Origin of the sequence: Maricaulis sp. (genome assembly GCF_048270265.1) — a bacterium.
Taxonomy (GTDB): domain Bacteria; phylum Pseudomonadota; class Alphaproteobacteria; order Caulobacterales; family Maricaulaceae; genus Maricaulis.
The window spans coordinates 47,363-72,127 of the sequence record NZ_JBLWTD010000005.1 but is presented as its reverse complement, the minus strand read 5'-3'; the positions used below and the strand labels follow the sequence as shown (position 1 = coordinate 72,127).

At 63.7% G+C, this 24,765-nt stretch carries 25 protein-coding genes and 1 tRNA gene; 15 read left to right on the top strand and 11 right to left on the bottom strand.

The genetic code is table 11. From position 1 onward, the window contains the following. Positions 1-732: 732 nt before the first annotated feature. Positions 733-1,470, bottom strand: coding sequence for a DKNYY domain-containing protein (locus ACN0YF_RS04080; protein ID WP_417493448.1), 738 nt, complete (start codon positions 1,468-1,470; stop codon positions 733-735). 246 nt (positions 1,471-1,716) lie between these two features. Here ACN0YF_RS04080 and ACN0YF_RS04075 point away from each other — a divergent pair, with 246 nt between their 5' ends. Together ACN0YF_RS04075 and ACN0YF_RS04070 are read left to right on the top strand one after the other, a co-directional pair. Next, positions 1,717-3,267: a GNAT family N-acetyltransferase gene (locus ACN0YF_RS04075; RefSeq protein WP_417481769.1), complete on the top strand. Its 1,551-nt coding sequence runs from the start codon at positions 1,717-1,719 to the stop codon at positions 3,265-3,267. A gap of 11 nt (positions 3,268-3,278) precedes the next feature. Continuing rightward, positions 3,279-3,638: a GFA family protein gene (locus ACN0YF_RS04070; RefSeq protein WP_417493447.1), complete on the top strand. Its 360-nt coding sequence runs from the start codon at positions 3,279-3,281 to the stop codon at positions 3,636-3,638. 15 nt (positions 3,639-3,653) lie between these two features. Here the strand turns inward: ACN0YF_RS04070 and ACN0YF_RS04065 are convergent, their stop codons facing one another. Beyond that, positions 3,654-3,962: a GNAT family N-acetyltransferase gene (locus ACN0YF_RS04065; RefSeq protein ID WP_417493446.1), complete on the bottom strand. Its 309-nt coding sequence runs from the start codon at positions 3,960-3,962 to the stop codon at positions 3,654-3,656. A gap of 366 nt (positions 3,963-4,328) precedes the next feature. On the opposite strand from ACN0YF_RS04065, the gene ACN0YF_RS04060 reads away from it, so the two are divergent. Further along, positions 4,329-4,535 carry a lipopolysaccharide assembly protein LapA domain-containing protein gene (locus ACN0YF_RS04060; protein WP_417481772.1) on the top strand — a complete coding sequence of 69 codons (207 nt, stop codon included), beginning with the start codon at positions 4,329-4,331 and terminating at the stop codon, positions 4,533-4,535. A 5-nt stretch (positions 4,536-4,540) separates the two neighbouring features. On the opposite strand, the gene ACN0YF_RS04055 is transcribed toward ACN0YF_RS04060, so the two are convergent. Further along, entirely contained in the window at positions 4,541-4,927 is a 387-nt protein-coding gene (locus tag ACN0YF_RS04055) for a DUF302 domain-containing protein (RefSeq protein WP_417481773.1), read from the bottom strand. Positions 4,928-5,103: 176 nt separating this feature from the next. Between ACN0YF_RS04055 and ACN0YF_RS04050 the strand changes: the two genes are divergently transcribed. The 5 genes from ACN0YF_RS04050 (at position 5,104) to ACN0YF_RS04030 (ending at position 9,283) form a co-directional block, all read left to right on the top strand. Next, positions 5,104-6,036 (top strand): DnaJ C-terminal domain-containing protein, encoded by a 933-nt coding sequence (locus ACN0YF_RS04050; protein ID WP_417493445.1) that lies wholly within the window; start codon positions 5,104-5,106, stop codon positions 6,034-6,036. After that, positions 6,033-6,380, top strand: coding sequence for a hypothetical protein (locus ACN0YF_RS04045; RefSeq protein ID WP_417493444.1), 348 nt, complete (start codon positions 6,033-6,035; stop codon positions 6,378-6,380). Before ACN0YF_RS04050 ends, ACN0YF_RS04045 begins: the two co-directional genes overlap by 4 nt. Positions 6,381-6,663: 283 nt before the next feature. Continuing rightward, complete coding sequence (locus tag ACN0YF_RS04040) at positions 6,664-7,326, top strand: helix-turn-helix domain-containing protein (RefSeq protein WP_417493443.1); 663 nt, start codon at positions 6,664-6,666, stop codon at positions 7,324-7,326. A 130-nt stretch (positions 7,327-7,456) separates the two neighbouring features. Further along, complete coding sequence (locus tag ACN0YF_RS04035) at positions 7,457-8,812, top strand: protoglobin domain-containing protein (protein WP_417481777.1); 1,356 nt, start codon at positions 7,457-7,459, stop codon at positions 8,810-8,812. Positions 8,813-8,821: 9 nt separating this feature from the next. After that, positions 8,822-9,283: a BLUF domain-containing protein gene (locus ACN0YF_RS04030; RefSeq protein WP_417481778.1), complete on the top strand. Its 462-nt coding sequence runs from the start codon at positions 8,822-8,824 to the stop codon at positions 9,281-9,283. Positions 9,284-9,295: 12 nt separating this feature from the next. On the opposite strand, the gene ACN0YF_RS04025 is transcribed toward ACN0YF_RS04030, so the two are convergent. The 3 genes from ACN0YF_RS04025 to ACN0YF_RS04015 form a co-directional block, all read right to left on the bottom strand. Continuing rightward, a complete protein-coding gene (locus ACN0YF_RS04025; RefSeq protein WP_417493442.1) occupies positions 9,296-10,156 on the bottom strand; it encodes a hypothetical protein in 861 nt (286 codons plus the stop codon). A 47-nt stretch (positions 10,157-10,203) separates the two neighbouring features. Continuing rightward, positions 10,204-12,465 carry a PPC domain-containing protein gene (locus tag ACN0YF_RS04020; RefSeq protein WP_417493441.1) on the bottom strand — a complete coding sequence of 754 codons (2,262 nt, stop codon included), beginning with the start codon at positions 12,463-12,465 and terminating at the stop codon, positions 10,204-10,206. Between the two features lie 551 nt (positions 12,466-13,016). Next, positions 13,017-13,104: transfer RNA gene (locus ACN0YF_RS04015), tRNA-Ser, on the bottom strand. 127 nt (positions 13,105-13,231) lie between these two features. On the opposite strand from ACN0YF_RS04015, the gene ACN0YF_RS04010 reads away from it, so the two are divergent. From ACN0YF_RS04010 to ACN0YF_RS03985, 6 genes are all read left to right on the top strand, one after another. Then, a complete protein-coding gene (locus ACN0YF_RS04010; protein WP_417493440.1) occupies positions 13,232-14,137 on the top strand; it encodes a septal ring lytic transglycosylase RlpA family protein in 906 nt (301 codons plus the stop codon). A 132-nt stretch (positions 14,138-14,269) separates the two neighbouring features. Beyond that, entirely contained in the window at positions 14,270-15,439 is a 1,170-nt protein-coding gene (locus ACN0YF_RS04005; RefSeq protein ID WP_417493439.1) for a D-alanyl-D-alanine carboxypeptidase family protein, read from the top strand. Between the two features lies 1 nt (position 15,440). Beyond that, positions 15,441-16,076 carry a dTMP kinase gene (gene tmk / locus ACN0YF_RS04000; protein WP_417493438.1) on the top strand — a complete coding sequence of 212 codons (636 nt, stop codon included), beginning with the start codon at positions 15,441-15,443 and terminating at the stop codon, positions 16,074-16,076. Continuing rightward, positions 16,073-17,119, top strand: a complete 1,047-nt coding sequence (locus tag ACN0YF_RS03995; protein WP_417493437.1) for a DNA polymerase III subunit delta' — start codon at positions 16,073-16,075, stop codon at positions 17,117-17,119. Before tmk ends, ACN0YF_RS03995 begins: the two co-directional genes overlap by 4 nt. Before the next feature lie 8 nt (positions 17,120-17,127). Next, the gene (locus ACN0YF_RS03990; RefSeq protein WP_417493436.1) at positions 17,128-17,910 is read left to right on the top strand and encodes a TatD family hydrolase; all 783 of its coding nucleotides are present in this window, start codon (positions 17,128-17,130) and stop codon (positions 17,908-17,910) included. Continuing rightward, positions 17,907-18,758: an MBL fold metallo-hydrolase gene (locus ACN0YF_RS03985; RefSeq protein ID WP_417493435.1), complete on the top strand. Its 852-nt coding sequence runs from the start codon at positions 17,907-17,909 to the stop codon at positions 18,756-18,758. Before ACN0YF_RS03990 ends, ACN0YF_RS03985 begins: the two co-directional genes overlap by 4 nt. A gap of 102 nt (positions 18,759-18,860) precedes the next feature. Here the strand turns inward: ACN0YF_RS03985 and ACN0YF_RS03980 are convergent, their stop codons facing one another. After that, positions 18,861-19,910, bottom strand: a complete 1,050-nt coding sequence (locus ACN0YF_RS03980) for a CPBP family intramembrane glutamic endopeptidase (RefSeq protein ID WP_417493434.1) — start codon at positions 19,908-19,910, stop codon at positions 18,861-18,863. 63 nt (positions 19,911-19,973) lie between these two features. On the opposite strand from ACN0YF_RS03980, the gene mazG reads away from it, so the two are divergent. Beyond that, on the top strand, positions 19,974-20,789 hold the full coding sequence (gene mazG, locus ACN0YF_RS03975) for a nucleoside triphosphate pyrophosphohydrolase (protein ID WP_417493433.1): 816 nt from the start codon (positions 19,974-19,976) through the stop codon (positions 20,787-20,789). On the opposite strand, the gene hflX is transcribed toward mazG, so the two are convergent. The 4 genes from hflX to ACN0YF_RS03955 all read right to left on the bottom strand — a co-directional run bounded on the left by hflX (position 20,786) and on the right by ACN0YF_RS03955 (position 24,765). After that, positions 20,786-22,129 (bottom strand): GTPase HflX, encoded by a 1,344-nt coding sequence (hflX, locus tag ACN0YF_RS03970; RefSeq protein WP_417481789.1) that lies wholly within the window; start codon positions 22,127-22,129, stop codon positions 20,786-20,788. The two genes, mazG and hflX, sit on opposite strands and share 4 nt — an antisense overlap. Further along, the gene (gene hfq, locus ACN0YF_RS03965; RefSeq protein ID WP_339745168.1) at positions 22,126-22,401 is read right to left on the bottom strand and encodes an RNA chaperone Hfq; all 276 of its coding nucleotides are present in this window, start codon (positions 22,399-22,401) and stop codon (positions 22,126-22,128) included. The genes hflX and hfq overlap by 4 nt, the downstream gene beginning before the upstream one ends. 107 nt (positions 22,402-22,508) lie before the next feature. Further along, positions 22,509-23,357, bottom strand: coding sequence for a D-amino-acid transaminase (locus tag ACN0YF_RS03960; protein WP_417493432.1), 849 nt, complete (start codon positions 23,355-23,357; stop codon positions 22,509-22,511). Positions 23,358-23,361: 4 nt separating this feature from the next. Then, a complete protein-coding gene (locus ACN0YF_RS03955; RefSeq protein ID WP_417493431.1) occupies positions 23,362-24,765 on the bottom strand; it encodes a potassium transporter TrkG in 1,404 nt (467 codons plus the stop codon).

Here is a 24,765-nt window from a genome sequence, read left to right as displayed (position 1 = left end):
GTCATCCCGGATGGATGCCCCGCGCAGGCGGGGCGCAAGTCCGGGACCTACCCGTCAGACCAGCTGAACCAGCGGGTAGGTCCCGGACCTGCCCCCGGATCGCTGCCGCGTCCGGGCATCCGTCCGGGATGACAAAATGTTGATTTTAGAGATGGGGGGGTCGGCCGGAATAGGCCCGCTATCCCCCACGGCCCACAATTGTCCGACGTCATCCTGACGCAAGTCAGGACCTCGCCGTGACAGGGTCGGAGCCCGGTCTATCGAGGTCCCGACTTGCGTCGGGATGACGATAAATCGCCAATGTTATCCCCACCCCCTCAACCCTGGCGCATAATCACCTCGTTCCGGTCGCACGGGAGGCGTGAGCTCAGTCAATCGCGGCGGTTGGAAGCGTGCAGCCTGTCCGGGTAGAGGGGTGACGGCCCGAACTCCGGCAGGGCGTCCGACAAGGTCTGAAGGCACTAAACGACCGACCCGAGTACCTTGCGGATTGGAAACGGGGTGGAGACAGCCCGGGAAAACTGCACGTGTGGGACGGCTTCGATTGTCACACCAAACAAAATCCATACTGGCGCCAGTTCGGCATTCGAAGGCGTCCCACACCCTCCCATCTCGATGGGAAACCCCTCAAACCTCCAGCGGCCAGCCGCGTGGAGATTTTCGTGCAGGCGTTGAGGCGCTGCCACCCAAGTCGGGACACGCACCGGCCTGCCCGGAGCATGTCCCGTGCCCTCAGTCCCGGCATTCGCGCCAGTCCGGCCCCAGCCAGCAGCCGGAGCGGTCCTGGCCCAGACGCGTGCCTTCGCGGATGTGGAAGCTCGCGGGGTCGGCGCCGGTGACCTCGAAATGGCGCCAATAGACGCCGCCGCTATCGCGGGAGTATTCGGCGCCGAGGCGTTCGAATGTGGCGCGATCGGTGAGCGGCAGACGCAGACCGTAGGAATAGACGCAGGCGCTGTCGGCGGTGAAGGCCCCGTCCTCGCTCTCGATGACGGTGAAGGTGGACAGGTCGCATGGCACGAAGCGGGCCCAGCCGGCATAGGCCGCCGCCCGATCGACGCCAGTGCTGGGCCCGACCAGTCTGAAGCTGGCGCCATCAGCGCCCTCAATCAGGTTGGTCCCGCGCCAGACCTGGGTGTCATCGGCGGCCAGTTCATCATTGACGGCGCGGAAGGAGGGGGCATTAACCCCTGCCAGCGCTGTGCCGCGATAATAGCCGCTTCGGGCGTCCTTGCCCCAATTGGCGAAGGCGAGGATTTCGAAGGTCTGCGGATCAGCCTCGGTCCGGCGCTCATAGCGGTCAAATGACGGGCTCGCGGACGTGCCCGGATAGGAAATCCAGTACACCGCATCGCTGCGGATATCGTAATGGGCCGGCTCAACCAGGGCGCAACCCTGCAGGGCCAGAACTGCGGCGAAAGCGATCATGATCATGCGGCACGGCTGGCCGCAAACACGCTTCAGGCTCATGCGTCACCCCTGTGAAATGCGGGCAGACGCCAGTTGGTCACGGCAGGGCACTGCCGGGGGCTGGCGGCTTTCCGGATCGTCCGGCCGCGCGGCTCAGCCATATCACCCTTGCGGGCACGCCGCGCGCATTATTGCGTGCCATGAGAGCGGCCCCCGCAACAAACCGCTATGTGCTGCCGCGCAATTCCTGTATGGCCGCATTTGCACGCCTGATAAGGTGCGTCCACGCAACAGGAATACGCTTCCATGGCCAGTCAGAAATCCCGCTCATCGCTGAATATCCGGAATGCCCGCATCGCGGACATTCCGGCGATTATCGCCTTGGTGGACAAGGTCTATCCCCAGCTCGACAGCTATAGCACCGCGATGGTGCAGGGGCAGATTTCCAACTTCCCCGAGGGGCAGGTGGTGGTCGAATATGATGGCGATATCGTCGGCTATGCGGCCAGCTTCATCATCGACGAGGCCGCGGCCCTCAGCCCCCACACCTGGAATGGCATTACCGGCTCGGGCTATGCCTCGCGCCACAATCCCAAGGGCGACTGGCTCTACGGCATGGAAGTATGCGTCGACCAGGACCGGCGCCGCCTGCGCATCGGCCAGCGCCTCTATGATGCACGCCGTGAATTGTGCGAACGCTTCGAGCTGAAGGGGATTGTGTTCGGCGGCCGGATACCGGGTTGGAAACGGCGCAAGAAACTCTATCCCAACCCGGCCGATTACCTCGCGGCGGTGGTGACCCAGAAGATCTCCGACCCGGTGATCCGCTTCCAGATGCGACTCGGTTTCGAGCCGATCGGCGTCCTGCCCGATTATCTGCCCTTTGATGAGGCGTCCGGCGGTTTTGCCAGTCACATGGTCTGGCGCAATCCCTATGCCGCCGTGCACACCAAGAGTGCCAGCGCGCCTCCCGGCGCCAAGGAAGATGTGCGCGTTGCCTCGGTGCAGTTCCAGCAACGCAAGGTGCACTCCTTCGAGGAGTTCATGAGCAATGTGGAATATTTTGTCGATGTCACAGCGGATTACCGCTGCGATTTCGTCGTTTTCCCCGAGCTCTTCACCCTGCAATTGCTGGGCTTTGCCGAAACCCGGCTGACGCCGTCGCAATCGATCGAGAAGCTGACGGAATATACGCCGCAATTCGTCGAGGCGATGCGCAAGCTGGCGATCAGCTACAATATCAACATCATCGGCGGCTCGCACCCGACGCGCACCGAGAAGGGCGATATCCAGAACGTCGCCTATGTCTTCCTGCGCGATGGTTCGGTGCACCAGCAGGAGAAGATCCATCCGACACCGTCCGAGCGGCAGTGGTGGGGCATCAAGGGCGGCAATGCGATCTCGACCATCCAGACCGATTGCGGGCCGATCGGGATCCTGATCTGCTATGACAGCGAATTCCCGGAACTGGCGCGCCAGCTGGTCGATGCCGGCGCCAAACTCCTCTTCGTGCCCTTCTGCACCGATAACCGCCAGGGCTATATGCGGGTGCGCTATTGCAGCCAGGCGCGGGCGATCGAGAACCAGTGCTATGTCGTGATGTCCGGCAATGTGGGAAATCTGCCAGGTGTGGAAAACATGGACATCCAATACGCCCAGTCCTGCATCCTCACCCCGTGCGACTTCCGCTTCGCCCGCGACGGTATCGCAGCGGAGTGCTCGGAGAATGTCGAGACCGTCGCCATCGCCGATCTCAACCTCGCCGATCTCGACTGGGCCCGTCAGGAAGGCACGGTGCGCAATCTGCGTGACCGGCGTTTCGATCTCTATTCGATCAAGTGGACGGCGAAGACCTGAGGCCGGGACCCATGATCGAGGGGCAATGCCATTGCGGCGCTGTGCGCTGGACGCTGAAGGCCCAGCCGGACTGGCTGACGCGGTGCAATTGCTCCTATTGCCGGCGCGCCAGCGCCCTGTGGGCCCATGCCGACTGTGCGCAGGTCGTGCTGGATTATCCGGCCGATGGCGTGGTGCGCTATGTCCAGGGCGAACGGACGCTGGCCTTTGTCTCGTGCAAGGCCTGCGGCTGCACCACCCATTGGGAAGCGGCCGACCCAGAGGCCGGCGGGCGCATGGCGGTCAATGCCAACATGGCCGAGCCGGCCGCGATCGCCGGCCTGCGAATCCGTCATTTCGACGGCGCGGATCGCTGGGAATTTCTTGATTAGGCCCGCTTGCTGCCGTCAGACAGGCTCGATGACATCGGCCCAGTCCGGATTCTTCTGCGCCTGGGAGACCATGAACGGGCATTGCGGATAGGCCGTGAAACCCTTGGCGCGGGCCTCGGCAACCAGGTGGCGCGCCAGCGCCGTGGCGATGCCATTGCCGCGCAGGCTGTGTGGCACGCGGACATGATCGACCAGGATGCGGTTTTCACCCTGGCGCTTGAAGGTCAGCTCGCCCGGTTCCGGTTTGCCGGCGATATGGGCGAGATAGCGGCCACCTTCCGCGTCGGTTTCGAGGGTGAAGCTGATTTCCGGTATCTGTGTCATCGCATTATCCCTGCTGGAGTTCGTGTGAACCCGCCGCCCGTATGGGCGTGATCAAAGCCATGTTGCAGTCTCGCCCGCCAGCGACCGGGACGCCAGCATAAGCTGATCGCCCCCGTGCATCGGCGCCGCGAAAGCAAACCAGACCGTACTGGCCAATATGATGGCAGCGAGTGCCAGACCTGCCCAACGCATGTGAGCCTCCATTCCTGTTGCCGGCTAGATAGGGCGTGCGGCGGGGCGGAATAAGGTCCGGACTGGAAAAAGTCTTGCCCGTTCGGGGCGATTGGTCGCATGGCCCTGTCAGGCCTTGTGATCGGGGCCGTTGCCCCGCACAATGACAGCTCATCATCTGGCGAGGATAGCAGCATGCGGCACTACAAACTCTGGCTGGCAGGTGCGTTGATCGCACTGCTGGTGCTGTTTGCCTTGCAGAACATGTCGGACGTGGAACTGACCGTGCTGTTCTGGAGCTTCCATACCAGCCGGATCGTGGTGATCGGTTTCAGTTTCCTGCTCGGCGGCGCGGTCGGCTGGCTTCTGAAGGCTTTCTGGCACCCCGGCAGCCGGCGCTGAGCCAATCAGATCGCGGCCACGGCCTCGGCGAGCATGTCCCGTACCTGACCGGCCACGGCCTTGAGCCCTCCATTGTCGATCGCCATCATCGAGGCGGCCGGATCAATCGCGCTGACTTCGACGCCGTCTCCGGTCTGGCGGATGATGACATTGCAGGGCAGCATCGCCCCGACGCGCGGCTCCAGGAGGATGGCCTCGTGCGCCATCTGCGGATTGCAGGCGCCGAGAATGCGGTAGGCGGGCAGGTCGGCATTGATCTTCTTTTTCATCACGGCCTGGACATCAATCTCTGTCAGCACGCCGAAACCCTTTTGCGCCAGGGCCGCACGGGTCCGCGCATCGATGTCTGCGAAATCAGCGCCGGCAAAGACGCGGTTGATCGTGTAGCTCATGGGGGCGATCCTTTTCAGCCGGAGAGGGCGCAGCCGGGAGTGGCTGGCGACAGGTCTTGCGCCCCCGATCTGGGATCAAACCGCCTCCGGCGCAAGCGAGGCAATTGGTCGCCCCCCGCTTGTGCGACGGTCGCAAAGGGTGACAATGGCGCCATTATTCCTGCTTTGAGGTGCGCATGTCCCGTGATCCCTATGAAGTGCTGGGCGTCAGCAAGACCGCCACGGCCGACGAGATCAAGAAAGCCTATCGCAAGATCGTCCGGACCAGCCATCCCGATCTCAATCCGGATGACCCCGACGCCCAGTCCCGCTTTATCGAGGCGACCGAGGCCCATGACCTGCTGAAGGATCCGGCCCAGCGCGCCCGCTATGACAAGGGCGAGATCGATGCCAGCGGCGCCGAGCGGGCCCCGGAACGCAAATTCTATCGCGACTATTCCGGTGCCGGTGGCCCCCGGCATGAGGGCGCCGGCGGGTTTGATGATTTTGACGCTTCCGGCATTTTCGAGGAAATCCTGCGCCAGCGTGGCCGCGGACAGGCCCATGATCGTGGCGACTGGGCCTTCAATGCGCCCGGTCCGGACCGGCGCTACCAGCTCGAGCTCGACTTTCTCGAGGCCGCCAAGGGCGCCCAAAAGCGCATCACCCTGCCGGATGGCCAGAGCCTGGATGTGAAAATCCCTACCGGCACCGCCGACGGCCAGACCATCCGCCTGCGCGGGAAGGGCGGCGAGGGCATGGGCGAGGGCCCCAATGGCGATGCCCTGGTGACGTTGAGTGTGCGGCCACACAAGGTGTTCCGCCGCGAAGGCAATGATATCGTGCTGACGCTGCCGATCTCGATGGATGAGGCCGTGCTCGGCGGCAAGGTGCAGACGCCGACCATCGACGGTCCGGTCAGCCTGAGCATTCCGGCCGGGGCCAGCAGTGGCCAGATCCTGCGCCTGCGCGGCCGCGGGGTTCAGCCCACGGGCAAGAAACCGCGCGGCGACCAGCGAGTCGAACTGCGTATCATCACCCCGCCCGAGATTGATGACGCCTTGAAGAGTTTCATGGAAAGCTGGCGCGAAACCCATAGCTATGATCCGCGCAAGGAGATGATGTCATGACCGGGCCGCTGACCGCCGAGGAAACCATCGCTGCGATCACCATGCTCACGCCTGACCGGCTCGAGACCTATATCGAGATCGGTATCGTCATGCCGCTGGAATCCGGTGACGGGCCACGTTTTTCGGCCACAGACCGGGCGCGGCTGGAGCTGGTTTGCGAACTGGAAGAAACCCACGAGCTCGCCGATGAGGCGCTGGCATTGGTGATGTCGCTGGTGGATCAATTGCACGCGGCGCGCGCTGATTTGCAGGCCCTCGGCCGGGCGGTCGATGTGCAATCGGTCGAGGTGCGCGAAAGTGTGCTCTCCGCCTGGCGCTCGGCGCGCGGCGATCCGGCTGGCTAGGCGCGCGCCTATGGGCCTGGCGTAGTTTCTTGCTCCGGTTCTGATGCCGGAAACCGGGCCGGTTTGCGCCGGGTGACAGGCGGTCGGTTACGGCCCGTGCCGGGCGTCCGGAGCCCCGGAAGGACGGCTCGAAACCCCATCCGGAATCCACATTAACCAAGCAAATCAGTCTGATATTGAAATTTCTTTATTTCATAATTCTGCGCAAAGGCTTAGGGCGCAAAATATCTTTGACCTACATTCCGGCTGCCTGGGGAGAGGGCGAGAGTGAAGGTGATGACATATGAGGGAAGGTTGGGGCGCAAAGCTAAGAAAACTTCGACTACAGGCTGGTATGAAGCAACAAACACTGGCCGAAATTCTGCATATAAGTCAGGGATACTTGTCACGACTTGAAGCTGAGCAGATTCGACCCAGAGGAGATATTCTCCGACGGATAGAAAGATTGCTGGGCGCACCCGAGCAGATTTCACTGCTTGACCAGGTCATGCTTACCGTGCGCCTGTCACCGCATATGTTGTGTCTGATCGAGGGCGGCGAGCCTTTTACGCTGCTTGCTTCAAGTGAAGGTAACCGGTCTCGCCTTTCGCCTTTTCATCCCTGCGCGGAGAACGAACCGGTCGCGCATGCCGGGCTGACCTCCTTCATGGAAGGCATCCGGACGCTGTCTGCGCTCAAGCAGGACGGTGCCGTGGCCGGTGCCGCCGGTCATGTCTGGCATTGTCAGCCCCCGGCGAAGCCGCGTGCGATGCGCTCGATCCACACACCGATCGGGACCGGCCCCAACCGGTATATGTGGCACACGGTGACGGTCGCTATCTCCGAACCCGAATTCGCCCGCACGGAAGTGCAATGGGGCGGGCGCATCACCCTGAAAGGCCAGGCGCAACTCGGGGCCGGCCTCGGCGGGGTGTCATGCGGATGTTGCCAAGATACAGATAAGTAAGTCGAAATATCTTTATCTCGCGGATGTTTTCGTCGTTAACGCTTGTTAACCATCCGGTCGCGCACACTCCGGTCAATTGCTCGGATTGCGGGAAATAAACCCGCAGCCGTGACAGCTGACGGAGGGATTTATGTCAGACACTACCGGGGAGCCGAGGCTCGATTTCATGGGCATTGATGCGGGGGTCCGCGAGCGCTTGCGCGAGCTGCGTGAGCCGCTGGCGGACAGTATCGATCGCGGCCTCAGCCGGTTTTACGCCACCGTTTCGCGGGCGCCGGAAGTCGCTCACCTGTTCCGCGATGACCAGCATCGCGAGCATGCGAAGACGAAGCAGGTCGATCACTGGAACAATATTCTTAGCGGCGAGTACAACGAGACCTATTTCGACACCGTCCGTCGTATCGGACGGGTGCACAGCGATATCGGGCTGGAGCCGCGCTACTACATCGCCGGCTATGCCACCGTGGCGTCGGAACTGCTCGTCTCGGCGGCGCGGCTTGGCGTCCGCTCCGGCATAGCCGGGTTCGGCAAGCCGGATACAAGCCAGCTGGAGGCCCGTATCGACGCCCTGGTGCGCGCGATTTTTCTCGACATGGAACTGGCGATCTCGATCTATCTGGAGGAAGCCGAGGCCAAGGCCCGCAAGAGCCGCCTGGAAGTGGCCGACACGTTCGAACAGGGCGTGTCCGGCGTGATCGGCCGCCTGACGGATACCTCCCGCGCGCTTGATGACGCTGCGGCGCTGGTCTCGCAGGTGGTTGAAAGCACGCTCGGTCAGGCCTCGACAGCGGCAGCCGGTGCGGAGGAGGCTGCGGCCAATGTCAAATCGGTCTCGGTGGCGGCGGGCGAGATGGAGACATCGTCTCGCGAGATCGCCGACCAGGTCTCACGCACCTCGGCCATCACGATCGAGGCCGTCGAGCAGGTGACCGAGGCCAGCGACACGATGAATCACCTCAATCAGGCCGCGGCCGAGATCGGCAGCGTGGTCAATCTGATCCAGGAGATCGCCGAACAGACGAATCTTCTGGCCCTCAATGCCACCATTGAGTCGGCACGGGCCGGCGAGGCCGGCAAGGGATTCGCCGTGGTCGCGAGTGAAGTGAAAGCGCTGGCGGGCCAGACCGCCAAGGCGACCGACGAGATCGCCCGCCAGATCTCTGATGTACAGGCGGCGACCTCACGCGCCAGTTCCGTCATCAACGCCATTCGCGACACCATCAATTCGGTCAATGCCGCTGCTGTTACGATCACGGCCGCCGTTGAGGAGCAATCGGTGGTGACCCGTGAGATCGTGCGCAATACGACCGAAGCCGCGGCGGGCAACCAGGACAGTTCGCGCGCGGCAACCGCGCTTGAGGCCAGCGTCCGCCAGGCCGGCGAGGCGGCGCGGCAGGTCACCGATTCCTCGGCCTCGGTGCGCGAGGAGATGAGCCAGCTCAATGCGCGCGTCGAGCAATTCATGGCCGAAGCACGGGCCGGGTAGGGGGATGCGATGCTGCTCTGCAGATTTGCCTTCTACAGCCGGCGGACCGGGATTGTTGCCGATGCGCAGGAAGAGGATCGCGAATTATTGCGTATTCTCCAGGCGGGCCTGCGCAATAACCCCCGGCACGGACTGACCGGCGTATTGCTGGTGGACGGCCCGCATTTCGTGCAGGTGCTCGAGGGACCGCGCAGCCTGCTCTATCCAACCTTGAAGCGGATCGAGAGCAATCCGCATCATGATGATCTCGTCCTGACCGGCTATTCGGAGGTGGGCGAGCGGATGTTTGACGACTGGTCGGTCTATGTCCGCACGCCGCCGGCGAGGCTTGAGGGCACGCCCTGGATCCCGAACCCGCAACTGGCTACCCACGGCCAGGTCATCGAGACGGCTCGCCGGGTCTGCGGCGTCAAGGCCGGGGTCCGCCAGATCCGCGCAGCGGACCTGCCACCGGAGAATGAGGGGTTCTAGCGAGCCGATGGCTCAGCCCTGTTCGAGCCGGGCCGAAACCTGCTCGAGGAAGGGGCGGACGGTGGTGTCATAGTCCAGCTGGCCGGCCCAGCCGGGACAGTCGAGATGCTGCGCCCCGAGCGCGATGCGGTAATCATCGGTACTGGTGGTGCGGATCAGCTCGGGCGTGCCGCCGCCTGTGGTGGCACGTTCGACATCGGCGAGATAGGCCTCAAGCGCCCCCGCATCGCCCTGACCGCGATCGAGCGCGACGAACAGGGCGCGGGCATAGCGCGCGTAATTGGCGAAATTGGCGTCGATATCATCGGGATTGCCGTGGACGAGGCCATCCGGGATGTGGCCGACCACCGGATTGTAGGCCACCGATCCTGGCAGGTTCTGGTTGATGCCCCAGACATGGGCATAGCTGTCACCCAGGGCGTGGACCAGAAAGCCCAGCTTCCAGCGCTCATCCGGTCGTGCCGGATCATCATGGATCGCGACCTGTTCGCGAACCAGCCGCGCCAGCCCCCGCTGGCGTGAGGCGACAGCGGCGGCGTCGCCGCCATGCAGGGAATGCAAAACCGAAGACAGAAGGTGCAGCCGGTTCAGTCTCAGCGCGAGAAGGCCCGCCGTGCCGCTCGGCGCTGAATAGGCGGCGGCGAAATCATCGGGAGCCTGGGTGAAGAAGGCCAGCTCGGCCGCGTCCCCGGCGCTCCAGCCGGCATGGCGGGCGACGAGATAGGCGGTGTCGAGATGACCGTCATCCTTGTATTTGAGCTCCAGCTTGACCGGCCCGCATACCGCCAGAGCGAGCGGTTCAGTCCAGGTCGCACAGGCCGACAGGGTCAGTCCCGCAGCGAGACACACTGCAAGTCTGGATCGGTTTGGCATGATGCGGCCCTCCCTGGCGAACCGCATCATGGCACAGGCCGCCGGGATCAGGGCTGGTCCGCCGCCACCTCGGCTGGTTCCATGTCGAAATGGTCATCCGGGAAGCGATAGGCGGAGCGGGCCGGGCGCCGGGTCGAGGGGGACACTTCGATGGTATAGCCCACGCCGCTGCACTGCCCCGGGGCTTCCGGCATGGCGCGGTTGAAGACCATCAATGCCGTCGACTCGAAGCCGGCGGTGTCGATCACGCCTTCCTGGCCCAGCGGAATGACCTCAATCTGGCCATTGCGCTGGCCCAGGGCGAGCACTTCCAGATTGGCATCGCCGTTCAGCGTGATGGCGTAGCGGCCATCGAGTTCAAAGCCGAGATAATTGGCGCCGAGCTGTTCCAGGCCGCCCTTCAATGTCCAGCGGCCTTCGCGATCGACGGTGTGCTGGCGATGCACGGCAATCGGGAAGAGCGGGGCGAGATCATAGGCGCGCGCATAGTTCTGGACGCGCCAGCGCTGGATTACATCGGGAATGGTGGTGTCGACCTCGTCGAGCGCCGCCTGCAGCGTTTCAAACCCGTCCAGTTCGACGCTGTTTTCCCAGACCTGGACGATCAGGTTCTCGCCATAACTGTCGGCCATCGACTGCAGCAGGGTCCATTGACCGTAATCATGGCCTTCCACCGTGGTGGTCCAGCACAATTGCGGCGTCTCGAAATCGGTCTCGGTATAATCGGTGGCGTCCTGGTCGCTGCCGACCGTGGTCGTCTCGATCCATGAGGCGGTGGCTTCATAGAGCCAGTCCAGGCCTTCCTCGGCGTCATAGCCGAACTGGACGACATGGTTGAATTCATGCGTCACCGTGGCGCGCATCAGGCTCTCGACCGGTGCCGTCTTGCCCATGCCAATGAAATCATTGTCGATGATGAACAGGGTCCGCGCTGCCGCAGCTTCGCGAACATCGGAGGTGTTGGGGTTGTCAAACACGATCTGGACCGGCTGTGTGACGCCCATCGAACCGTCGGCATCGGCGATATAGGCGCGGTAACGCCCGTCATCATCGCGGACGGGCTCGGCCCAGCCAATCCGGCCCACCTGGGTTTCGAGCACTTCCTGCAGGGTTTCGGCGACCAGTTCGGCATAGGGCGTGCTGGAGGCATCGACACCTTCCAGCGTGTAATAGACGCGGAAATCCTCAGTCTGGATCAACAATTCCGGGCCACTCAGTTCAACCGAGTTTTCCAGCAGGTCCCGCAGGACGCCGACCACCGAGGCATCGACCAGGGAGAGCGCGAGTTCGAATTCGCCGCTGCTGTCGCCGCTGCGATAGCGGGCCAGTTCAAGCTCGTATGTGGTGGATTCCGGGGCGGTAAAGGCAAAGGCGGAATTGAGGGAGCCGTCGCCGCGATCATCATTCATCGCGACCGGATAGCCATCCGGACCGGTCAGGCGCAGCACAGGGTCGAGATCGCCGCTGACTGTGTCGGCCAGGACGAGCAGGGTCTGTCCGGCCTGCAGCGCGACCGGGTAGGTGATCGAGGGCTGGTCATCACCCAGTGCGCCCTCGTGCAGGGCAAGCGGCGTGCCCTCGATAGCTGTGAAATCAAACGGGAGCTCGGCCTCCGGATCGGTCGCCAGCGAAAAGGCGAGATCGCCCTCGCCATCGCCGCCGAATGTGCCCACCACGACCTGATAACGCCCGGCTTCCTCGATCAGATAGACGATCTGTGAATTGAGCGAGCCATCACCCCGGTCATCATTCTGGGCCAGGATGGTGCCGCTGCCATCCAGCAGGGTGAGGGTGGAATCGAGATCCTCGGTGAGGGCGAAGGTCGAGGCGACGAGGATATCGCCGGCCGCAAGGTCGGCATCAAAGCGCGTTTCGGTCTGCGTCATGTCGAAGCTGACCGTCTCTTCGCGCAGCGTCTGCGCCGCATCCGACAGGCCGACATCCAGGCCAAAGCCCATCGTCAGCGAGAAACTGCCCAGCGCGCCGCCATAACCCTCGATCTGGGCCCGGTAGACCCCGGAGCTGGCCGGTACATGCACCAGGCGCGAGGTCAGGACGCCCGGCTCCTGGTCATCATTGAAGGCGAGAACCGAGCCATCGGGACCCAGCAGGGTCAGGACCGTATCGAGGCGCGTGGTCGACGCCGTGCGCAGGGTGACGATCTGGCCCGCCTCAAGGGGAAGGTCGAAGACAAGCTGCGGAGCGGAGTCCGTCAGTTCACCGCTGAAAACCTGATCGGCGGGGGTCTGCGCTGCAGCGCCTCCGGCAAAAATCCCGGCGATAGCCAGACCAACGATAGAAGCGCGCACAATTCCCCCCGAAATCCCAGCCGGCGGAATCGCCAATACTGTTCTGTCGCCCCTGCTATAGAGGCCCGGCCCCGCGCTCACAAGGGAGGGGGCAGGGCGCGCCCGGGTCAATGGCAATGAACCACCGATGGTGCTGCTGCCGCAGCCGAAGCGCAGCGCCGGCAGGCACGGCCTGCCAACAGCACGGTGAATCTGGATACCGGCCTGTCGGCGCGATTTGCGACCGGAAGCCCGAGGAACAAGGGCCGGGCCGGCGCAGGCCTGTCCACCCCCATGCCGGGTGCGGTTATACTGGTGGCCTCGGACGCAATGCGGGAGGCAGAAGATCGGAAAAACAGGGGCGGAACCGGAGCGGGAAACGATATGGCATTGTTTTTGCGCGTCATTTTGCTTTTTTCCAACCGAATTTCCGGCGATTCAGGCGCACACCAGGGCATCATCAATGGCACACGAAGGCCCGCCAGCCGCCACTCAAAGGCACATCCGGTACAAACAGGTGGCCAAGCCCGGCCGGCGCAGGGGGCGAGATGGGGCAATAGATGGCAGGAAAATGGCGGAGAGGGAGGGATTCGAACCCCCGGAACCTCGCGGTTCAACGGTTTTCAAGACCGCCGCAATCGACCACTCTGCCACCTCTCCGGTCGGTCCCAATAGCGGTCATCGGGGGATAAGCGCAATATCTGCGTTGCAGCGGCTTACCCTCCTTTCACTATTGCGCGATAGTGTGGCCGTGAATTTGGGTTGGCCAAGCTTTGTGGGTCCCGTTTTGCGTCATTCGTTTATTGCCAGTGCGCTGGCTCTTCTCCTGCTGGCCGGTTGTGCCTCGTCACCGGAACCGACACGGTCCTTCTCGCGCGATGCCGTGCCGCCGCTCCCGGCCGCAACAGCAGTGGCGCCGGTTGAACTGGCGCGCCGGGTCGATACGGCGGTGCTGATTGCCGATGATGATGACCACCAGAAGGTCGGTCGCGCCTATACGGTTGGCGGCCAGCGCTATGTGCCGCAACGCGATGATGATTATGACGTCACCGGCATCGCCTCCTGGTATGGCCCGACCTTTCATGGCCGGCCGACCGCCAATGGCGAGGTGTTTGACCAGAACGCCATGACGGCGGCGCATACCACGCTGCCCATTCCCTCGATCGCCGAGGTCACCAATCTGGAAAATGGCCGCCAGGTCGTGGTTCGGATCAATGATCGCGGTCCCTTTGTCGATGATCGCCTGATCGATCTCAGCCGTGCCGCCGCCGACCAGCTGGGCTATCGGGCCAACGGGCTGGCGCGGGTGAGGGTGCGTTACCTCGGACCGGCCTATCCGGCCGCCGGGGCTCCGGATCCGGGTTATCAGCTGGCCGATATCGGCGGACCCGACACGGTGCCGGCGCTGGAAGATGTCGCACGCGATGCGCCCTTCTCCCCGGCCTGGGTGCCGGCCACGGGCGGCGAGCTGACGGTCCAGGCGGGCGCCTTCTCCGACCTGGGCAATGCCAACCGTTTCGCCAGCCGGATCGAGGCAGCCGGCGAGGTCTGGGTCCAGGCTGTCGAAACCGGTGGGCAGACGCTCTACCGTGTCTTTGTCGGCCGCTGGAGCGACAGGCCAAGCGCCGATCAGGCCCGCACCCGGCTGGCCAGCTATGGCGTGCGCGATGCGCGGATCGTCTCCCTGAATTGACGCGGGCAGATGCGGATAACTGAGTTTCCCGCTCGCATCTTCAGGTCTGGGTGCTGGACGTCACACTCTCGCCGCGCTTGTATGGCGTCTTCCACGGCCTAACTTCACGATTCCCTACAGGAGCGTTCAGACGTGCGCGCACTCATTTCGACTTTCGCCTCCATCGCCGCCCTCGTGCTGGCACCGGTTCTGGCCGCTGCGCCGGCACAGGCCCAGGACAGATACGAGACCGAGGCCACCCACGCGGTGATCATGGATTACGACACCGGACAGGTCCTGTTCGCCAAGGATGCCGAGACGCCGATGGCGCCATCCTCGATGAGCAAGATGATGACGGTGCTGATGGTGCTCGAGGCGATCGAGGCCGGCACGCTGTCGATGGATGATGAACTCCCGGTCTCCGAATATGCCTGGCGCACCGGCGGCGCCGCCTCGGGGTCGTCGACCATGTTCCTGGAGCTTCACAGTCGGGCGCGAGTGGATGACTTGCTTCGCGGCGTCATCATCCAGTCCGGCGGCGATGCCTGCATCGTGCTCGCCGAAGCCCTGTCCGGCAGCGAAGCGGCCTTTGCCGATGCCATGACGGCGCGGGCGCATGAGCTGGGCCTCACCAGCGCCAATTTCGCCAACGCCACCGGCTGGCCCGATCCCGACCACAATATCAGCGCCCTCGACCTGGCACGGCTGGCCCGGATACTGATCCGCGATCACCCGCAATATTACAGCATGTGGGCCGAGCGCGAATTCACCTATAACGGCATCCGCCAATACAATCGCAATCCGCTGCTGGGCAATTTCGCCGGCGCCGACGGGCTGAAAACCGGTCATACCGAAGCGGCCGGCTATGGCCTGGTCGGCACCGCCGAGCGCAATGGCGAACGCCGCATTATCGTCTTCAACGGCATGCCGTCCAACCGCAGCCGCACGGCCGAGGCCGAGCGCATGATGCGTGCCGCCATGTCGGACTTTGCCGTCTATGACCTGTTCGCCGCCGACGCCGTGCTGGATCAGCGCGCTGCCGTGTTCATGGGCGATGCCGATACGGTTGGCATGCAGGTTGGCGAAGACATCCAGGTCGCACTGCACCGCCGCGCACGCCGGAACATGACGGTCAGCGTCGTCTATGAGGGGCCTTTGATGGCGCCGATCGAAGCCGGCCAGGAAATCGGCCGTCTCGTTGTCGAGGCGCCTGGTTATGAAACCCAGGACTATCCGCTCTACGCATCTGAAAATGTTGGCCGCAAGGGCATGATGGGCCGCATCGGCGCTGCGCTGGCTCACATGATCCGCGGCGGCAGCTGATATGCGCGGACATTTCATCACGCTGGAAGGCGGAGAGGGGGCCGGCAAGACAACGCTGATCCAGGCTCTGGCCGAGAAACTGCGCGCGCGCGGCATCGATGTCGTTGTGACGCGTGAGCCGGGCGGTACACCCGGTGCCGAGTTGTTGCGGGATATCCTGCTGACCGGTTCAACCGATCGCTGGTCGTCGATGACCGAGGCCCTGCTGATGTATGCCGCGCGTGTTGACCATGTTGAACGCCTGATCGCGCCGGCCCTGCAACGCGGTGCCTGGGTCCTGTCTGACCGGTTCGCCGATTCCACCACCGCCTATCAGGGCGCCGCGGGCGGTGTGCCGATCGAACGCATCAAGTTGCTGCATCAGGCCGCTCTCGGCAATTTCAAGCCGGACCTGACCCTGATCCTCGACATCAATCCCCAGGTCGGCATCCAACGCACCATCGCGCGCGGCGAGGATGCAACGCGGTTCGAACGGTTTGATCCCGGCTTTCACGGCCGTTTGCGCCAGGCCTTCCTCGATATCGCCGAGGACGATCCGGAGCGCTGCCTGGTCATTGATGGCAGCGAAACGGCCGAAACCGTCTTCCGCCATGCGGTCGCGGCGATTGACGGACATCTCGGGGCGCGGCTGCTGTGAGCACGGATCCGGAGCTTGGTTCGGATGTTCAGCCCGGCTGCCTGGCACCGCGGGACCGTTATGACCTCTTCGGGCATGAAGCCGCCGAAACCAGTCTCGCCACGGCGCTGACCGGCGGGCGGATGCATCATGCCTGGCTGATTACCGGTCCGCGCGGGGTCGGCAAGGCGAGCTTTGCCTGGCGCGCGGCGCGGCGGATACTCGGGGCAGCACCCGCGCCGGACTACGGTCCGCTTGGCGCCAGCCCGACCGATCCGATCTGCCAATTGCTCGAGGCCAGCGCCTGTCCGGACCTGTTGCTTCTGCGGCGCCCCTGGGACGACAAGCGCAAGCGCTGGCGCGGCGAGATTACCGTCGACGAGGCACGCAAGGCGCCGCATTTCTTCGAAAAAAGTGCCAGCGCCAATGGCGGCTGGCGCGTCTGCCTGGTCGATAGCGTCGACGAAATGAACAATAACGGCGCCAATGCCCTGCTCAAGACCCTTGAGGAGCCGCCGCAAAAGGGCGTGCTGCTGCTGGTCGCGCATTCCCCGGGGCGTCTGCCGGCCACGATCCGCTCGCGCTGCCGCACCCTGGTGCTGCGGCCACCGGAAATCGAGGCGACGGCGCAATGGCTGCTCGCCCAGCGTGCGGTCAGTGACGAGGCGTCGGCCCTGGCAGCCTCGCGCCTGGCCGGAGGGGCGCCCGGACGGGCCCTGGCCCTGTGCGCTTCGGGTGGTGTCGAGCTGGCCAGCCAGGTGAAGCAGGTCGTCGCCCGCGGCACATCGGCCAGCGACAGCGAAGTCCGCGCGCTGGCTGACCGGGTGGCCCGCAAGGGTAGCGAAGGGCTGCGCTCGGTCTTCTATACCGCGCTGTCCAATGCGATCCATGACGCCGCCCGCAAGCAGGCGGAGAACCAGATCGACCCGACGCCCTGGCTCAATGCCTGGCGCGAGGTCAATACGCTCGCCGGTGAGGCCGACGGGCTCTATCTCGATCCGAAACAGACCGCGCTGGCGGCGCTGGGCTATGTCCGCGACGCCGCCCGGCAGCAAAACGCGTGAGCCGCCCGATGTTTGTCGATAGTCATGTCAATCTGCACGGCGAGCAATTCGCCGAGGATCTCGATGCCGTCATCGACCGCGCCCGCGCGGCCGGTGTCGAACGCATGGTGACGATTTGCTGCCAACTGACTGACTTTCCGGCCGTTTCGTCGATTGCCGAGCGTTATGACGATATCTTCTGCTCGATCGGGGCCCACCCGCACCACGCCAAGGACCGGCCCGACATTACCGCCGATGAATTGCTCGAGATCGCGGCTCATCCCAAAGTCGTCGGGATCGGGGAAACCGGACTGGATTTCCACTATAATTACAGCCCGCGCGAGGACCAGTTCGCCAGTCTGTCCGCGCATATCGAGGCGGCGCGGCGCTCGGGTCTGCCGCTGATCCTGCATTGCCGCGACGCCGATGAAGCCATGGCGGATCTGCTGGAAGAGGAAATGGGGAAGGGGGCCTTCAAGGCGCTCCTGCACTGTTATACCGGCGGTTCGATGCTGGCCCGGCGCGCGGCGAAGCTGGGCAGCTGGTTCGCCGCTTCCGGCATCATCACCTTCAAGAAGGCCGATGATGTCCGCGCCGTTTTCCGCGATGACGTGCCCGACGACAAGGTGATCGTGGAGACAGATTGCCCGTATCTGGCGCCGATCCCGCATCGCGGCCAGCGCTGCGAGCCTGCCTTTCTGCCCGATGTCGCCGCCGGCCTGGCGACGGTCAAGGGCTGGAACCTTGCCGAGTGCGCGAGCCGCACCACCGACAATTTCTTCGACCTGTTTGACCGGGTGCCTCGGCCATGAGTGTGACACGGCTGACCATTCTCGGATCGGGCTCATCGGGCGGCGTGCCGCGTGCCAATGGCGATTGGGGCTTGTGCGATCCGGCCAATCCGAAAAACCGGCGGCTGCGCTGTTCGGCCCTGATCGAGCATGCCGCCGATCTCGACGCCTTGCAGGCCGGGCAGGCGGTGACGCGGATCGTCATCGACACCTCGCCGGATTTTCGCGAACAGATGCTGGCCGCGCGCGTGCCGCGCATTGATGCTGTTCTGATCACCCATGATCACGCCGACCAGACCCACGGACTCGATGATTTGCGCGCCTTTGCGCTGCTGCAGCGCCAGCGGATCCCGGTCTGGATGGATGCCGCCACCGCCAAAACCCTGACGACGCGCTTCGGTTACGCCTTCACGGCATCGCCGGGCTCGCCATATCCGGCGATCCTGGATCAACAGGCCTTGCCGCGGATGGGTGAGGCGCTCGTGATTGACGGTGCCGGTGGAGAGGTCTCCGTGACCGGTTTCGACCAGGAACATGGCGCGATCCGTTCGGTCGGCTTTCGTTTCGGCGCACTGGCGTATTCGGCCGACATCAACGGATTGCCCGAGGCCAGCGCCGCCGTGTTGTCCGATGTTGGCTGCTGGGTTGTCGATGCCTTGCGGCTGGAACCGCACCCGACGCATTTCGATGTCAGCGACGCCTTGCGTGAGATCCGCCGTGTCGGTGCTCGCAGCGCCGTCCTGACCAATCTCCACATCACGCTCGATCATGACGCTCTGAGCGCCGAACTTCCGGATGATGTCCGGTGTGCCTATGACGGGCTGCAAATTCTGGCCTCTGATGACGGGATCAGCTTTGAGGGTGGCTAAGCCCGAAACCCCTGTGACAAGCTGATTTCGCTATCCCATATTTCTCATAATATTTATTATGCGCCATATTGATCCATATAATGAGGCTGGATCAGGTCGGCCCTATTTTGGTTTTCCGCGCGAAAACATCACCTTGCGATCCAGAGTTAAGGCCAGCCCTGCAGCCAGCATCATCGACACGCCGTGCGTGAACTGATGTCCGGGTGTCAGCGCCTCAACCACTGGAACGCTCCCTGCGAGCCCGAAAGCGTCGTTGGAGAGCCCGTGCGCCAGAATGGCCGGCCACAGACTGCCGCCGCTACGCACCATCCCCCAGCTCGCGATGATCGACACGGCAATCGTGCCAAGCAGAAAGCTCGGCAGATAAGCCAGAATGTATTCAACCGCGCCGAGCCGTTCGATGACGCCGGTCGTGACATCGCGCGGCAAATGCCAGAATCCCCAGCCCAGCCCCACCAGCAAGGCGGCCATGGCGGGTGAAAAGCGCATTTCGAGCTGCGGTGAGGCGAATCCACGCCAACCGCCCTCCTCCAGCAAGGCGCCCTGGTCCAGTAAGGCCGACATCAACAAGGCGGGAAGAACGGCCCAAATGCCCATGCTGGCCGGTCTTTCCAGCATTGAGGCAAGGTTTTGCGGTCCGATGACGACCGTCAGTGTGAGCCCGGTCAGGCACAGGGCGAAGACGCCGCCATAGCCGACCAACGCCGAACGGGGTGTGCCCGTGGCGCCCACCGGCCAGAGGCGCCGCAGCCAGGTGCGCAGCGCCTCTGCACGGTCCGGCCAGATCACAAGCGTCGTCAAGGCGGCGAGCAGCGGCGCGGACGAACCCAGCAGGAGCAGCCACAGGCCCGGTTCCACACTGGCGAGCCGCACCATGTCGGCCAGGCTCGATGTCCAGGCGATCCCGGTCTGTGCCGCTGCCGCCTCGCCCATGCGATCGAAATCCATAAACCCGCCGCCTGCGAGCAAATCGATCACCGGCAGGAGGCCGAGATAGGCAAAACACAAAAAGTAGAAGGTGCATAATTTCCGCATGTTATGCTGCCTTCTGAATTCAGAATCTACGGTATGGGCCGCTTCAGCTTTTTTGGAGCTTGAAGTATCCTGGAGCCTGTTTCCAGTTAATCCTCCGACACCTCTCCCATCGGGCATCGAATAGTCCCCCCGATCCGGGCTAGGCTGACACCCTCCGCACACAAACCGAGTCGCGATACCATGACCCATACGCCCGACGCCGCCCTCGCCCCGATTGATCGCCTGATCGAGATCATGGCGTGCCTGCGCGATCCGCAAACCGGCTGCCCCTGGGATCTCGAGCAGGACTTCAAATCGATTGCCGCCTACACGGTCGAGGAAGCCTATGAGGTCGCGGACGCTATCGAGCGCGAGCAGTATGACGAGTTGAAGGATGAGCTGGGCGACCTCCTGCTTCAGGTCGTCTTCCATGCCCGCATGGCGCAGGAGGCCGGCCTGTTTGGCTTTGACGATGTTGCCGCCGCCATCAATGACAAGATGATCCGGCGTCATCCGCACGTGTTTGGCGATGCGGTTCAGCGCGACAGCGCGGCGCAGACCGTCGAATGGGAGGCGCAAAAGGCGCGAGAACGCGCTGCGAGCCGCAAGGGTGACGGCGTCTTGGCCGACATCCCCCTCGCCTTGCCGGCCGTCAAACGCGCCCAGAAGCTCCAGGCCCGCGCCGCCCGGGTTGGTTTCGACTGGCCTGATGCGGCGCAGGTGTTCGAGAAAATCACCGAGGAGGTCGCCGAGGTGAAAGAAGCGATTCGGTTAAATGATCCGGAAGAAATCGCCGAGGAGATTGGTGATTTGATGTTTGTTTGCACGAATTTGGGGCGGAAACTCGATGTAAATGTCGAAGCCGCTACGCGCAGCGCCAATGCCAAGTTCGAGCGCCGGTTTGGCTATATCGAGGGCAAGCTCGCGGCCCAGGGACGGCGGCCGGAGGATGCCTCGCTCGAGGAAATGGAAGAGCTGTGGAACGAGGCCAAGGGCTCGAAGCGGCTGCCGGCCTAGTAGTCCTCGGTTTCCAGCGGCGGCAGGAAGCCTGCCAGATCCGGAAAGAGCGAGCGGAAGCGGCCCGCATCGGATGGTGAGAGGCGCACGCGCATCGTTGTCTCGCCGGTTTCGCCATTCATCACATCGCTGACGACCTCGCCGTGCTGGTGCAGCCAGGCCAGGGCTTTCGCCTGGTGTGGTGCCAACAGCAATTGCAGGATCTCGGAATCCGCCGCCAGGGCCGTCTCGATCGCTTCGAGCAAGGTTTCCAGACCCGTGCCCGCAATCGCGGAAATGCCCAGCTTGACCGGCATTCCGGCCTTGGTATTCGCGATATCGAGCGTGATCGTCACATCCTCAAGTGCCGTGTCGTCGAGACGGTCAATCTTGTTCCAGGCCTCGATCATGCGCTGGTCATGGTCCGGACCGGCCTCGATCTCGTCGAGCACTTCCTCGACATCGCCGATGCGGCCGTCGCGATCGGGGTCGGATGCGTCGATGACATGGATCAGGAGATCCGCCTCGCGGACCTCTTCCAGCGTTGCGCGGAAGGCTGCGATCAGCTCGGTCGGCAGATCGGTGATGAAGCCCACCGTGTCCGAGAGCAGGACCTTGGTGCCGCGGGGCAGTTCAACGGCCCTCACCGTCGGGTCAAGCGTGGCAAAGGGCATGTCGCGCGCCAGCACATCAGCACCGGTCAGGCGATTGAACAGGGTCGACTTGCCGGTATTGGTATAGCCGACCAGGGCGACGACCGGGATCGGGACTTCCTGACGCTTGGAACGGTGCAGATTGCGCGTGCGGCGCACTTCATCGAGCGCACGGCGCAGCTTGACCATCTTGTCGTCAATGATGCGGCGGTCGGTCTCGATCTGAGTTTCACCCGGACCGGACATGACGCCGCCGCCACCGCGCTGGCGCTCGAGGTGGGTCCAGGTGCGCACCAGGCGCGAACGTTCATAGGACAGCCGCGCCAGCTCGACCTGCAGCCCGCCCTCTTTGGTGCGCGCGCGCTGACCGAAGATTTCCAGGATCAGACCGGTACGGTCGATCACTTTCACATCCCAGGATTTTTCGAGATTGCGCTGCTGCACCGGCGAGAGGCTGGCATCGACAACGGCGACGGTGGCCTCGCCGGCGACAATGCGCTCGCGCAATTCCTCGACCTTGCCGGAGCCGAAATAGCGGGCAGACTCGATCTTTCGCAGGGGCGTGACGAAAGCCTCGGCCACGACGAGGTCGAGCGCTTCAGCCAGGCCGCAGGCTTCCTCGAGGCGCGCGTCAGCGCGCGCCAGGCGATCCCGTGTCACGGGATGAATGATAATGGCGCGGATGGGTGGCGCCTCGCGTTCGATCAATCGGTGAAGCTCTCGGGCTCTGCTTCGTCATCATCGGTCCGCTCGGCTTCGAAAAGGGAAACCGGCTGTGCGGGCATGATGGTCGAAATGGCGTGTTTATAAACCAGTTGTGACAACCCGTCCCGGCGAAGCAGGACGCAGAAATTATCAAACCAGGTTACCACGCCTTGTAGCTTTACGCCATTGATGAGGAAAATAGTGAGTGGAGTTTTCGTCTTGCGCACCGAATTGAGGAAGACGTCCTGAAGGTTTTGTTTTTTATCTTGAGACATGATTGCTCCGAGTGCGCTGCACCATAATAGCGATTCGAGTGTCAGCGTATACAGCGCACGGCCTCAGCCGCAACCGTTTCTCTGCGTCCCGATTGGGCGCAAGCCGCTCAAATCAACTCAAGATACGCCGAGCGAAGCTCCACGGCGACCGAACCGGGAGCGCCATTGCCCACGGGGCGATCATCAATTCGTACGATGGGCGTGACGAAGGAGGTGGCCGAGGTCATGAAGGCCTCGCGGGCCGTTTGCGCTTCCTCGATGGAGAATGAACGCTCCTCGACGGTATACCCCATTGCCTGCGCGCGCCGCATGATCCTTGCCCGCGTAATGCCATGCAGGATGTCGTGATCGGCCTGGCGCGTCACCAGAACACCGTCCGCGGTGACAATCCAGGCATTGGTCGAGGCGCCCTCCGTTACCTGTCCGCTCGCATCGACGAGCCACGCCTCGGCCGCCCCGGCTTCAGCCGCGGCCTGTTTCGCGAGCACATTGGGCAAGAGATTGACGGTCTTGATATCCCGCCTGCCCCATCGCAGGTCTGGCAGGCTGATGACGGCGACCCCGGCATCGGCCCGCCGCTGCGCTGCAGCATGGTCGAGGCGCTTGGCGGTCATCACCACGGTCGGACGGGTGGTCGCGGCCGGGAAGGCATGATCGCGCCGGGCGCGGCCCCGTGAAATCTGCAGATAGACCAGCCCGTCCCGGACGCGGTTGCGGCGCAGGAGTTCAGCGATGACGAGCCGGTAGCCGGCTTCGGTCTTGGGGTTGCTGATCCGCAATTCGCGCAGTGATCGCTCAAGCCGGGCGAAATGGCCGTCCGCGTCCATCAGCTCGCCGTCCCGCACGCTCCAGACTTCGTAGATGGCGTCGGCGAACTGGAAGCCGCGGTCCTCGATATGGATCATGGCGTCGGCATGGGGCTGAAAGCACCCGTTCACATAGGCAAAACGCGTCAATGGCTTACTTCCTGATAAACAAGGCCCATACAGCGGCCAGCGCGGCCAGCACTTCCAGACGCCCCAAAATCATGGCCGGAATGAGGACGAGCTTGGCCGCGTCACTCATTGCCTTCCAGTCCCAGCCAACCGCCGCTTCCTGGTAAAGCGGTCCGATATTCGCCAGCGCTGCCGCCATCGCGATGAAACCGTGTTCGAAATCCAGCCCGGCCAGCGTCAGCAGCATGGTTCCGATCCCGAGTGCGAACAGGAAGGCCAGGACATAGGACCAGATCGCGATCAAGGCCCGGTCCGGGGCTGGCCGGTCGCGAAAACTCATGGGTTGCACCAGCGAAGGGTCGGCCAGGGTGGCGAGCTCGACGCCCATCCGCCGCCAAAGCAGCATGATGCGGGAAATCTTGATGCCGCCGGTGGTCGAGCCGGCCGCACCGCCGATCAGGGCCATGAAGATAGCGGCGACCAGCACTGGCATCTGGGCCGTGCCATAGGCGTAGCCCGCGGTGGTGACGACAAAGACCGCCCGCGCGATATCCTGGAACAACTGCCCCGGGCTGGCGATGATGAAAAAGGCTGCCAGCACGCTGACCATGATCGCGAGACCGGCGAGGTCGATATCGAGCCAGGCCGTGCGGTCACGCAGGGCATCCCAATAGAGTGAGAAATTGACCGCGCCGATCAGGCAGCCGAGCATGATCAACATGATGGATGCCGCGCTGAGATGCTGTTCGAGCCCGCCTGAAAATGGGGCGTAGCCGCCGGTGGAGATGGAGCCGAAGGCGAGCGTGATCGCCTCGTAGGGCGTATTGCCGGTCAGGATCAGCGCCGCCCAGATGATCGAGGTCAGCACGGCATAGACCAGGAAGATACGCGTCGCCGCCAGGCGCAGATGCGACAGGACGTCGTCGGCCTGGACCGTCAGCAGCGTCGAGCGGCGTATGGCCGGGATATCCCGGTCGAGGGCGGCGAATACGGCGATCGCGAGCAAGACCGTTGCATACCCGCCCAGCCAGGACAGCACGGCCCGCCACAGGACCAGCGATCGTGGCAGATCCTCGGGCGGCAGCAGGATGGCACCGGTCGTGGTGACGGCGGAATAGGCCTCGAACAGGGAATCAACCGCGTCGAAATAGCCCGACAGGTAGAAGGGCACGGCGGCGAGAAGCGGGATGGTGATCCAGGCGAGCAGGCCGAGCACCAGGGCATCAAGGGCGCTGGCACCGACCGGCATGCTGCGTGTTGCCGCAAGGATCAGCGAACCGGGCGCCAGGCCGACGGCCATGGTCACGCCGAACAGGGGTGCCAGATGCCGTTCTCCGAGCCCGAAGGCCGCCAGGCCGACAAGGGCGGCGACGAGGCCAAGGGCGACCCAGAGTGCGGCAAGTGGCCGGAGGAGAGCAGCCAGGGCCAT

What these genes read in the sequence shown, in the direction of transcription:
- ACN0YF_RS04080 (WP_417493448.1), bottom strand. Translation starts at nt 1,470, where the DNA reads ATGAGCCTGAAGCGTGTTTGCGGCCAGCCGTGCCGCATGATCATGATC.
- ACN0YF_RS04075 (WP_417481769.1), top strand. Translation starts at nt 1,717, where the DNA reads ATGGCCAGTCAGAAATCCCGCTCATCGCTGAATATCCGGAATGCCCGC.
- ACN0YF_RS04070 (WP_417493447.1), top strand. Translation starts at nt 3,279, where the DNA reads ATGATCGAGGGGCAATGCCATTGCGGCGCTGTGCGCTGGACGCTGAAG.
- ACN0YF_RS04065 (WP_417493446.1), bottom strand. Translation starts at nt 3,962, where the DNA reads ATGACACAGATACCGGAAATCAGCTTCACCCTCGAAACCGACGCGGAA.
- ACN0YF_RS04060 (WP_417481772.1), top strand. Translation starts at nt 4,329, where the DNA reads ATGCGGCACTACAAACTCTGGCTGGCAGGTGCGTTGATCGCACTGCTG.
- ACN0YF_RS04055 (WP_417481773.1), bottom strand. Translation starts at nt 4,927, where the DNA reads ATGAGCTACACGATCAACCGCGTCTTTGCCGGCGCTGATTTCGCAGAC.
- ACN0YF_RS04050 (WP_417493445.1), top strand. Translation starts at nt 5,104, where the DNA reads ATGTCCCGTGATCCCTATGAAGTGCTGGGCGTCAGCAAGACCGCCACG.
- ACN0YF_RS04045 (WP_417493444.1), top strand. Translation starts at nt 6,033, where the DNA reads ATGACCGGGCCGCTGACCGCCGAGGAAACCATCGCTGCGATCACCATG.
- ACN0YF_RS04040 (WP_417493443.1), top strand. Translation starts at nt 6,664, where the DNA reads ATGAGGGAAGGTTGGGGCGCAAAGCTAAGAAAACTTCGACTACAGGCT.
- ACN0YF_RS04035 (WP_417481777.1), top strand. Translation starts at nt 7,457, where the DNA reads ATGTCAGACACTACCGGGGAGCCGAGGCTCGATTTCATGGGCATTGAT.
- ACN0YF_RS04030 (WP_417481778.1), top strand. Translation starts at nt 8,822, where the DNA reads ATGCTGCTCTGCAGATTTGCCTTCTACAGCCGGCGGACCGGGATTGTT.
- ACN0YF_RS04025 (WP_417493442.1), bottom strand. Translation starts at nt 10,156, where the DNA reads ATGCCAAACCGATCCAGACTTGCAGTGTGTCTCGCTGCGGGACTGACC.
- tmk (WP_417493438.1), top strand. Translation starts at nt 15,441, where the DNA reads ATGCGCGGACATTTCATCACGCTGGAAGGCGGAGAGGGGGCCGGCAAG.
- ACN0YF_RS03990 (WP_417493436.1), top strand. Translation starts at nt 17,128, where the DNA reads ATGTTTGTCGATAGTCATGTCAATCTGCACGGCGAGCAATTCGCCGAG.
- ACN0YF_RS03985 (WP_417493435.1), top strand. Translation starts at nt 17,907, where the DNA reads ATGAGTGTGACACGGCTGACCATTCTCGGATCGGGCTCATCGGGCGGC.
- ACN0YF_RS03980 (WP_417493434.1), bottom strand. Translation starts at nt 19,910, where the DNA reads ATGCCCGATGGGAGAGGTGTCGGAGGATTAACTGGAAACAGGCTCCAG.
- mazG (WP_417493433.1), top strand. Translation starts at nt 19,974, where the DNA reads ATGACCCATACGCCCGACGCCGCCCTCGCCCCGATTGATCGCCTGATC.
- hfq (WP_339745168.1), bottom strand. Translation starts at nt 22,401, where the DNA reads ATGTCTCAAGATAAAAAACAAAACCTTCAGGACGTCTTCCTCAATTCG.
- ACN0YF_RS03955 (WP_417493431.1), bottom strand. Translation starts at nt 24,765, where the DNA reads ATGGCCCTGGCTGCTCTCCTCCGGCCACTTGCCGCACTCTGGGTCGCC.